General features: G+C 58.0%; 9 protein-coding genes. 3 read left to right on the top strand and 6 right to left on the bottom strand.

Annotated features, from left to right (window positions below):
- The first annotated feature begins 514 nt into the window (after positions 1–514).
- Positions 515–1,558, top strand: coding sequence for a quinolinate synthase NadA (gene nadA / locus GVK32_RS24005; protein ID WP_159870721.1), 1,044 nt, complete (start codon positions 515–517; stop codon positions 1,556–1,558).
- Between the two features lie 33 nt (positions 1,559–1,591).
- Positions 1,592–2,311, top strand: coding sequence for a nicotinamide riboside transporter PnuC (pnuC, locus tag GVK32_RS24000; protein ID WP_159870718.1), 720 nt, complete (start codon positions 1,592–1,594; stop codon positions 2,309–2,311).
- On the opposite strand, the gene zitB is transcribed toward pnuC, so the two are convergent.
- On the bottom strand, positions 2,308–3,246 hold the full coding sequence (zitB, locus tag GVK32_RS23995) for a CDF family zinc transporter ZitB (RefSeq protein ID WP_159870715.1): 939 nt from the start codon (positions 3,244–3,246) through the stop codon (positions 2,308–2,310). The genes pnuC and zitB overlap by 4 nt on opposite strands.
- A gap of 125 nt (positions 3,247–3,371) precedes the next feature.
- Positions 3,372–3,719, bottom strand: a complete 348-nt coding sequence (locus GVK32_RS23990) for a YbgS-like family protein (protein ID WP_159870712.1) — start codon at positions 3,717–3,719, stop codon at positions 3,372–3,374.
- A gap of 318 nt (positions 3,720–4,037) precedes the next feature.
- Here GVK32_RS23990 and aroG point away from each other — a divergent pair, with 318 nt between their 5' ends.
- Positions 4,038–5,090: a 3-deoxy-7-phosphoheptulonate synthase AroG gene (aroG, locus tag GVK32_RS23985; RefSeq protein WP_159870709.1), complete on the top strand. Its 1,053-nt coding sequence runs from the start codon at positions 4,038–4,040 to the stop codon at positions 5,088–5,090.
- 91 nt (positions 5,091–5,181) lie between these two features.
- On the opposite strand, the gene gpmA is transcribed toward aroG, so the two are convergent.
- From gpmA to galT, 4 genes are all read right to left on the bottom strand, one after another.
- Positions 5,182–5,934: a 2,3-diphosphoglycerate-dependent phosphoglycerate mutase gene (gene gpmA, locus GVK32_RS23980; RefSeq protein WP_041144652.1), complete on the bottom strand. Its 753-nt coding sequence runs from the start codon at positions 5,932–5,934 to the stop codon at positions 5,182–5,184.
- A gap of 331 nt (positions 5,935–6,265) precedes the next feature.
- Positions 6,266–7,309: a galactose-1-epimerase gene (gene galM / locus GVK32_RS23975; protein WP_159870706.1), complete on the bottom strand. Its 1,044-nt coding sequence runs from the start codon at positions 7,307–7,309 to the stop codon at positions 6,266–6,268.
- Complete coding sequence (gene galK / locus GVK32_RS23970; protein ID WP_159870703.1) at positions 7,303–8,451, bottom strand: galactokinase; 1,149 nt, start codon at positions 8,449–8,451, stop codon at positions 7,303–7,305. Before galK ends, galM begins: the two co-directional genes overlap by 7 nt.
- A gap of 2 nt (positions 8,452–8,453) precedes the next feature.
- Positions 8,454–9,500 (bottom strand): galactose-1-phosphate uridylyltransferase, encoded by a 1,047-nt coding sequence (galT, locus tag GVK32_RS23965; protein WP_041144655.1) that lies wholly within the window; start codon positions 9,498–9,500, stop codon positions 8,454–8,456.
- Between the last annotated feature and the right edge of the window lie 4 nt (positions 9,501–9,504).

The following is a 9,504-nucleotide window of genomic DNA, read 5'->3' as shown; positions in this document are numbered from 1 at the left end:
CCGAAAACCGCCTTGAGCGAGCTGAATGTTCAAATGGCGAGGTCATGGAAAAATATAGCGATCGCGACCTGCGGTCGCTAGAAAAGAAGAACCCCACCTAAAAAAGTGGGGTTAGTCAGCAGTCTGAAGGCGCCCTAAAGGCGCCTTTTTGCTATCTGCGATATATAAGATTCGAACCTGCCGCAGGTTCGACAAAATCGTCACTTGTGGCGACCCGTAGGGCGAGTCTCAGGATGAGACGAGTGGTATCCTGCACGACCCGCTGATGTCGCCCTCGCTTTTCCGTCTCTGCGCACCTGGCATAACCCACTAAAACATATAACCCGCCTTTTACTCTCCGCGATATACAGGCCCTAACCCACAGCGTTATCCCTTTTCCTACGGATAAATTCCCCACGACATTTTCTGTACAATCGGCTATCTTGTTTAGCATATAAAACACTACGGCCGTCCCGGTGCCGCGTGAAGGCATTTTAACGGTCTTTGAGTTAAGCCAGTAAAACGAGATTGCAAGATGAGCGTAATGTTTGACCCTGAAACGGCGATTTATCCTTTTCCCCCCAAGCCGATGCCGTTAAGCCGCGATGAAAAGCACTTTTATCGCGAAAAGATAAAGCGCCTGCTGCGCGAACGCGATGCGGTAATGGTTGCCCACTACTATACCGACCCCGAAATTCAGCAGCTGGCGGAAGAGACCGGCGGCTGTATCGCCGACTCTCTTGAAATGGCGCGCTTTGGCGCCCGGCACCCGGCATCCACGCTGCTGGTCGCCGGGGTGCGTTTCATGGGGGAAACGGCAAAAATCCTCAGCCCGGAAAAAAAGATCCTGATGCCGACGCTCCACGCCGAGTGCTCTCTCGATCTCGGCTGCCCCATCGATGAGTTCAATCAATTTTGCGATGTGCATCCTGATCGCACCGTGGTGGTCTACGCCAATACCTCCGCGGCGGTTAAGGCCCGCGCTGACTGGGTGGTGACCTCCAGCATTGCGGTTGAGCTGATTGAGCACCTTGATAGCCTGGGCGAAAAAATCATTTGGGCGCCGGACCGCCATCTGGGCAATTACGTGCAAAAACAGACCGGCGCAGACGTCCTGTGCTGGCAGGGCGCCTGTATCGTTCACGATGAATTTAAAACCCAGGCGCTGAGCAGAATGAAGGCGCTGTACCCCGACGCCGCGGTGCTGGTCCATCCGGAATCGCCGCAGTCAATTGTCGATATGGCCGATGCCGTCGGTTCTACCAGCCAGCTGATCAATGCGGCGAGAACGCTGCCTCAGCGTCAGCTGATTGTCGCCACCGATCGCGGCATCTTCTATAAAATGCAGCAGGCGGTACCGGAGAAAGAGCTGCTGGAGGCGCCAACGGCCGGCGAAGGCGCTACCTGCCGCAGCTGCGCCCACTGCCCGTGGATGGCGATGAACGGCCTGAAGGCGATTGCAGAAGGTCTCGAGCACGGCGGCGCGGCGCACGAGATTCAGGTTGACGAGCAGCTGCGGACCGGTGCATTAATCCCGCTTAACAGAATGCTGGATTTTGCGGCTACACTACGGGGATAACCGACAACGCGTGCAATACGCTCTGGGGATAAGATGGATTTTTTAAGTACGCAGAATATTTTGGTACATATACCCATTGGCGCCGGGGGATACGATCTCTCCTGGATTGAGGCCGTCGGGACGATTGCCGGGCTGCTGTGCATCTGGCTGGCGAGTCTGGAAAAGATCGGCAACTATGCCTTTGGGCTGATTAACGTCACCCTGTTCGCCATTATCTTCTTTCAGATCCAGCTCTATGCCAGCCTGCTGCTGCAGGTATTTTTCTTCGTGGCTAACGTCTACGGCTGGTACGCCTGGTCTCGGCAGACCAGCAGCCATGAGGCCGCGCTGCAAATCCGCTGGCTACCGCTGCCAAAAGCGCTGGGCTGGCTGGCAGCGTGCGTGGTGGCGATTGGCCTGATGACGGTATTTATCGATCCGGTGTTCGCATGCCTGACGCGGGTGGCGGTGACGCTAATGCAGGGGCTGGGGCTGCAGGTGACGATGCCGGAGCTACAGCCGGATGCCTTCCCGTTCTGGGACTCCTGCATGATGGTGCTGTCGATAGCCGCCATGATCCTGATGACCCGCAAATACGTTGAGAACTGGCTGCTGTGGGTGATCATTAACGTGATCAGCGTGGTCATTTTTGCTCGCCAGGGCGTCTATGCGATGTCGCTGGAATACCTGCTGCTGACCTTTATTGCCCTCAACGGTAGCCGGATGTGGATCAACAGCGCGCGTGAGCGGGGTTCTCACGCGTTTTCTCGCTAATGATGATGCTGATGGGCGTGTCCGGAGTGAGCCATGTTAAGGCGGCACTCCGGGCCGCTGCAGGGCTGATACTCCATCTGCACGGTTGCGTGCTCAACGTCATACTTGTGATGCAAAAATTCCTGAATACGATTCAGCAGGGCGTCGTGATCGTGCGGTGGGACGACCTGGACGTGCAGCGTCATCACCGTTTTTTCTCCGACCAGCCAGACGTGGACATGATGCACGTCGCGAACTTCGGCCACCGAACGGCGTAAATCACGCTTCAGGCCTTCAACATCCAGCGAACGCGGCGCGCCTTCCAGCAGTTCGTTCAGGCTCTCCTGCAGCAGGCGCCAGGCGCTGCGCAGCACCAGGCATGAGACCAGCACTGACAGAATAGGGTCAATCGGGGTCCAGCCGGTGGTTAAAATCACTATTGCGGCGACGATCGCCCCTACCGAACCGAGTAAATCACCCAGCACGTGCAGCGCCGCGGCGCGAACGTTAAGGTTGCGCTCCTCGCCGCCGCGGTGAAGGATCCAGAAGGCCATAATATTGGCCAGCAGCCCGGCAACGGCGATCGCCATCATCGGCGCCCCGGCGACGGGCTGCGGATGGTTAAAACGCTGAATCGCTTCCCATACGATAAGAATGGTAATCACCACCAGCGCGATGGCGTTGACGAAGGCGGCGAGGGTCGTCAGGCGCAGCCAGCCGAAGGTATGGCGGGTGTTGGGCGGGCGGCGGGCAAAACGGACGGCCAGCAGGGCGAAGAGCAGGGCGGCGGAGTCGGTGAGCATATGACCGGCGTCAGCCAGCAGCGCCAGAGAGCCTGAGAGCGCACCGCCAATGGCTTCAACCACCATGAAGCCGGCGGTGATGATAAAGGCCAGCAGCAGGCGGCGGGCGTTATTATCCTGCGGCTGCTGAGCTGAAGTATGCGAGTGCGCCATGGTGTCATCCCCTGATTATTATCATTATTACTGTATGACATCATACCGATTTTCGGTGAATAAAATAAAAAAGGAGAGCCGTGGCTCCCCCTTATTTTCAGCCCTTATTTCAGGCATGAATAATGCTACTGTGTCGTCCCGTCCGTTTTGCTGCCGTTATCGCTCGGGGTGCTTTCCGGGCAGCGGCCGTCCTTGCACATCGCGTTTTTATGCGCTTCGTCGCTGGTCATCCCGTCATGGTTCATGGTTGAACCGTCGGAGTTAAGCATCTTGTCGCCAGAGTTGATCTTGTCGTTATCAACCTTGTTTGGCGCGACGTTGGCGCGGGCATCAGGTGCGACCTGCCCGGCATCGGCGGCCGCGTTGGCCTGTCCGTTGTTGGATTGGGCGCCGGTATCTGCAGCCAGCGCGACGGCGCTGCTCAGGCCAAGGGTGGCGGCTAAAAAGAGTGGGGTGAGGATGGTCATTTTCATAGGATGCTCCTGTTATGGTCGATATGTCGGATAACCTCTTCCAACAGTGCATGTGCCAGCGCTCGCTCGCGCTCTATGGTTAAAAGCTTCACATCAATAAGTTACATCAGCACGGAATACTGATTAGTGGCGTGAAGATTGGTCTTAACAGTTAGAAATTGTAGTTCATGGCCTATTTTTCGCTTCTTTATTGCGAATTTTAATCTGTTTTCAGGATTAATCTGTCGTCAGTGTAAAATCACGTTTACACTTTTTGAACGAAGAGATAGATTGGAGGGATTGCATTTAAATAGATAAGATGGCAGAGCTGGAAAGAAAATGAATTATCAGAACGACGATTTACGCATTAAAGAGATCAACGAATTACTCCCTCCCGTTGCGCTCCTCGAAAAGTTCCCCGCGACCGAAAATGCTGCTAACACCGTTGCGCATGCTCGTAAAGCGATCCACCAGATCCTCAAGGGCAACGACGATCGCCTGCTGGTTGTGATTGGACCCTGCTCAATTCACGATACGGCTGCGGCGAAAGAGTATGCTGAGCGCCTGCTGACGCTGCGAGAAGAGCTGAAAGGCGAGCTGGAAGTGGTGATGCGCGTCTATTTCGAGAAACCGCGCACAACCGTCGGCTGGAAGGGGCTTATCAACGATCCGCACATGGATAACAGCTTCCGCATCAACGACGGCCTGCGCATTGCGCGTAAGCTGCTGCTGGATATTAACGACAGCGGGCTGCCGGCGGCGGGCGAATTCCTTGATATGATCACGCCTCAGTACGTGGCTGACCTGATGAGCTGGGGCGCAATCGGCGCGCGCACCACCGAATCTCAGGTTCACCGCGAGCTCTCCTCAGGCCTCTCCTGCCCGGTTGGCTTTAAAAACGGTACCGACGGGACGATTAAAGTCGCGATTGATGCAATTAACGCCGCCGGGGCGCCGCACTGCTTCCTGTCGGTGACCAAGTGGGGTCATTCGGCGATTGTGAACACCAGCGGCAACAGCGACTGCCATATCATCCTGCGCGGGGGCAAAGAGCCGAACTACAGCGCGAAGCACGTTGCTGAAGTGAAGGTCGGACTGGCGAAAGCGGGTCTGCCGGCGCAAATCATGATTGATTTCAGCCACGCCAACTCCAGCAAACAGTTTAAAAGACAAATGGACGTGGGTAGCGACGTTTGCCAGCAGATTGCCGGCGGCGAGCAGGCGATTATGGGCGTGATGATTGAAAGCCATCTGGTGGAAGGGAGCCAGAGCCTGGAGAGCGGAGAGCCGCTGACCTACGGTAAGAGCGTGACCGATGCCTGCATTGGCTGGGAAGACACGGATACCATCCTGCGCCAGCTGGCGGATGCGGTGAAAGCCCGCCGCGGATAGCGCCGTTCGCCGTCCGAGCGCGCGAAGCGAGGCCGGAATTTAGGACAAAAAAAAGCGTGGAGCAATCCACGCTTTTTTTATACCGCGAAAATTACTTCGCTTTACCCTGGTTTGCTACTGCCGCCGCTTTTGCCGCGATTTCATCAGCGTTGCCCAGATAGTAGTGTTTGATCGGCTTGAAGTTTTCGTCAAACTCATAAACCAGCGGTACGCCGGTCGGGATGTTCAGTTCGAGGATCTCTTCTTCACCCATGTTGTCGAGGTATTTAACCAGCGCACGCAGGGAGTTACCGTGAGCGGCAATGATAACGCGCTCGCCGCTTTTCAGACGCGGCAGAATGGTTTCATTCCAGTAAGGCACCACGCGCTCGATGGTCAGCGCCAGGCTTTCGGTTACCGGTAGTTCGGCATCTGTCAGCTTCGCATAACGCGGGTCGTGGCCCGGGAAGCGCTCGTCGTCTTTGGTCAGCTCCGGCGGCGTAATGGCAAAGCCACGGCGCCACTGCTTAACCTGCTCGTCACCGTATTTTTCAGCGGTTTCAGCTTTGTTCAGACCCTGCAGCGCGCCGTAGTGGCGTTCGTTCAGTTTCCAGGATTTCTCAACCGGCAGCCAGGCCTGATCCAGTTCGTCCAGCACGTTCCACAGGGTATGGATGGCACGTTTCAGCACAGAGGTATAAGCAAAGTCGAAGCTGAAGCCTTCCTCTTTCAGCAGTTTACCTGCCGCTTTTGCTTCACCCACGCCTTTCTCGGACAGATCGACATCGTACCAACCGGTGAAACGGTTTTCGTTGTTCCATTGGCTTTCGCCGTGACGGACCAGTACCAGCTTAGTTACAGCCATTCTCTCACTCCTCAATACAACACGCCGTCCTTCGCGCTGTGGCTCAGCGGCCGCCTTGTTCACCCTGCGTGCATAGCGCGCTATGTTTTGCGGGACCCACTCAGTAGCCGAATCGATACAACCCGAATGCTGCGGTGTATGCGTTTATTGATTGATAACTATTCTCATTATATTGCCGTGATTTGCCTCACGGCAACGCTTATCCCTAACCATAGCGAAAATAGTGGCTCAGTGTAAGATGCTTGTAAATCAGCGGTTATATTTTTGTCTGAAGGTGGCGCAATTTGCGCCAAAGTGGCGAAAAAAAGCCCTCCATCAGGAGGGCGGGGGTTTATCTGGCGATAAACTGGTATTCAGTCAGGCTGACGTACTCCTCGCCCGGGCGCAATACGCAATCCGGCTGCGGCCAGTGCGGGTGGTTTGGCGAGTCGGGCAGGAATTCGCTTTCGAGCGCCAGGCCCTGCCAGTCGGCGTACGGCTGCTCCGTGCGCGACGGCGTGCCGCCGAGGTAGTTACCGGAATAGAACTGCAGCGCAGGGGCGGAGGTGTAGACCGTCATCTGCAGCTTTTCATCCTGCGACCAGAGGTGGGCCGCCGGCTGGCCAGCGTCGCCCCGCGCCTGCAGCAGGAACGCATGATCGTAGCCTTTCACCTTGCGCTGATCGTCATCGCTCAGGAAACGCTCCGCCAGCAGCTGAGGCTCGCGGAAGTCAAAGCTGGTTTCGGCAACGTCGCGCAGATCGCCGCCGGGGATCCCGTCGCTCTCTACCGGCAAATAGCGGTCGGCGAAGAGCTGCAGCCGATGCTGGCGAACGTCGGTCTGCTGGCCATCAAGGTTAAAGTAGACGTGGTTGGTCAGGTTCACCGGGCAGGGCCGATCGACGGTGGCGCGGTATTCAATGGCAATACGGTTATCGTCGGTCAGGCGATAGTGCGCCGTAGCCTGCAAAGCCCCCGGGAATCCCTGGTCGCCGTCGGCGGAGGAGAGTGAAAACAGCGCCTGACGCTCGTCGGCGCTGACTATCTGCCAGCGGCGCTTATCAAATCCGTCCGGTCCGCCGTGCAGCTGGTGGCCGGCGTCAGTAGACGGCACCACGTTGACGGTTTGGCCATCGAGCATAAAGCGGCTGTTGGCGATGCGGTTGGCATAGCGGCCGACCGAGGCGCCGAGATAGGCCGCCTGGCGGGTATACTGCTGCGGCGAGGCGCAGCCGAGCAGGGCTTCGCGGACGCTGCCGTCAGCGAGCGTCACCCTGGCGGAGAGCAGCGTAGCGCCCCAGTCCATCAGCGTGACTACCATCCCGGCGTCGTTGCGCAGGGTAATGAGTCGCCACGGCTGGCCGTCCGGCGCGCGTTCTGTGGTTTGATTTAGCACTGGCCGGCTCCCTGGGAAGGTTTGCAAACGTAGAAGGTCTCTTTAATCCCGGTTTTCGCTTCATACTGCGCGGCAACGGCCTGCTGAACGGTATCCACCAGCTCTTCCGGCACCAGCGCGACGATGCAGCCGCCGAAGCCGCCGCCGGTCATGCGTACGCCACCTTTGTCGCCGATGGTGGCTTTAACGATCTCAACCAGGGCGTCAATTTGCGGGACGGTGATTTCAAAATCATCGCGCATCGAGGCGTGAGATTCCGCCATCAGCTCGCCCATTCGCTTCAGGTCGCCTTTCTCCAGGGCGGTTGCCGCTTCGACGGTACGGGCGTTTTCGGTCAGCACGTGGCGAACGCGCTGAGCAACGACCGGATCCAGCTCTGCGGCCACGGCGTTGAACTCGGCAAGGGTGACGTCACGCAGCGCCGGCTGCTGGAAGAAGCGCGCGCCGGTTTCGCACTGTTCGCGGCGGGTATTGTATTCGCTGCCGACCAGGGTGCGTTTAAAATTACTGTTGATGATCACCACCGCCGCGCCTTTTGGCATCGAGACGGCCCTCGTGCCCAGCGTACGGCAGTCAATCAGCAGGGCGTGGTCCTTCTTGCCCAGCGCGGAGATCAGCTGGTCCATAATGCCGCAGTTACAGCCGACGAACTGGTTTTCCGCCTCCTGGCCATTCAGCGCGATTTGCGCGCCGTCCAGCGGCAGATGATAGAGCTGCTGGAATACGGTGCCGACGGCAACCTCCAGCGAGGCCGAGGAGCTTAGGCCAGCCCCCTGGGGTACGTCGCCGGCAATGACCAGATCCGCGCCGCCGAAATGGCCGCTGCGCTTCTGCAGATGCTTCACCACGCCGCGCACGTAGTTGGACCACTGCTGGGTATCGTGGCTAATAATTTTGGCATCCAGCGAGAACTCGTCGGACTGATTTTCATAATCGGCGGCAATCACGCGTACCACGCGGTCCGCGCGCGGCGCGCAGCTGATGACCGTTTGATAGTCAATGGCGCAGGGCAGCACGAAACCGTCGTTATAGTCGGTATGTTCGCCGATCAAATTAACGCGGCCCGGAGCCTGAATGGTGTGGCTGGCAGGGTAGCCAAATTTCTCGGCAAACAGGGCTTGGGTTTTCTCTTTCAGACTCATTGTTATTCTCCGGATTCGCGAAAATGAACGTCGCTGACCGCGCGCAGACGCTCGGCGGCTTGTTCCGCCGTCAGGTCACGCTGGGTTTCGGCCAGCATTTCGTAGCCGACCATAAATTTGCGTACCGTAGCGGAACGCAGCAGCGGCGGATAAAAGTGGGCGTGAAGCTGCCAGTGATTATTGTCTTCACCGTTAAACGGCGCGCCGTGCCAGCCCATCGAGTAGGGGAATGAGCACTGGAACAGGTTGTCATAACGGCTGGTCAGCTTTTTCAGCGCCAGCGCAAGATCGGTGCGCTGTGCGTCGGTTAAATCGGTCAGGCGCAGGACGTGCGCCTTCGGCAGCAGCAGGGTCTCAAATGGCCAGGCCGCCCAGTAGGGAACGACGGCCAGCCAGTGTTCAGTTTCGACCACCGTGCGGCTGCCGTCGGCGAGCTCACGCCGGGCGTAATCCACCAGCATCGGCGTGCCGTAGTCGGCGTAGTGCGCTTTCTGCAGGCGATCTTCGCGTTCGGCTTCGTTCGGCAGGAAGCTGTTGGCCCAGACCTGGCCGTGCGGATGCGGGTTGGAGCAGCCCATCGCGGCGCCTTTATTCTCAAACACCTGCACCCACGGGTAGTGCTGGCCGAGATCGGCCGTCTGTTCCTGCCACGCTTTAACCACGCCTTCCAGGGCTTCAACGCTCAGCTCAGGCAGCGTTTTGCTGTGGTCTGGCGAGAAGCAGATGACCCGGCTGGTCCCGCGCGCGCTTTGACAGCGCATCAGGGGATCGTCGCTTTCCGGCGCGTCCGGGGTATCGGTCATCAAGGCCGCAAAGTCGTTAGTAAACACGTACGTGCCGGCGTAGTTCGGGTTGGTATCACCGGTGACGCGGGTGTTACCCGGGCACAGGAAACAATCCGGATCGTGCGCGGGCAAGGTCAGTTTTGCCGGCGTTTCCTGCGCCCCCTGCCAGGGGCGCTTGGCGCGATGCGGGGAAACCAAAATCCACTGCCCGGTTAACGGGTTATAGCGACGGTGCGGATGGTCGACGGGGTTAAATACGCTCATGACG

The organism is Klebsiella sp. 18074, from assembly GCF_902705905.1.
GTDB classification, from domain to species: Bacteria; Pseudomonadota; Gammaproteobacteria; order Enterobacterales; family Enterobacteriaceae; genus Klebsiella; species Klebsiella terrigena.
The sequence above is the reverse complement of the archived record's forward strand: the minus strand, read 5'-3'. Positions and strand labels throughout refer to the sequence as shown.

What these genes read in the sequence shown, in the direction of transcription:
- nadA (WP_159870721.1), top strand. Translation starts at nt 515, where the DNA reads ATGAGCGTAATGTTTGACCCTGAAACGGCGATTTATCCTTTTCCCCCC.
- galT (WP_041144655.1), bottom strand. Translation starts at nt 9,500, where the DNA reads ATGAGCGTATTTAACCCCGTCGACCATCCGCACCGTCGCTATAACCCG.
- zitB (WP_159870715.1), bottom strand. Translation starts at nt 3,246, where the DNA reads ATGGCGCACTCGCATACTTCAGCTCAGCAGCCGCAGGATAATAACGCC.
- galK (WP_159870703.1), bottom strand. Translation starts at nt 8,451, where the DNA reads ATGAGTCTGAAAGAGAAAACCCAAGCCCTGTTTGCCGAGAAATTTGGC.
- GVK32_RS23990 (WP_159870712.1), bottom strand. Translation starts at nt 3,719, where the DNA reads ATGAAAATGACCATCCTCACCCCACTCTTTTTAGCCGCCACCCTTGGC.
- aroG (WP_159870709.1), top strand. Translation starts at nt 4,038, where the DNA reads ATGAATTATCAGAACGACGATTTACGCATTAAAGAGATCAACGAATTA.
- gpmA (WP_041144652.1), bottom strand. Translation starts at nt 5,934, where the DNA reads ATGGCTGTAACTAAGCTGGTACTGGTCCGTCACGGCGAAAGCCAATGG.
- pnuC (WP_159870718.1), top strand. Translation starts at nt 1,592, where the DNA reads ATGGATTTTTTAAGTACGCAGAATATTTTGGTACATATACCCATTGGC.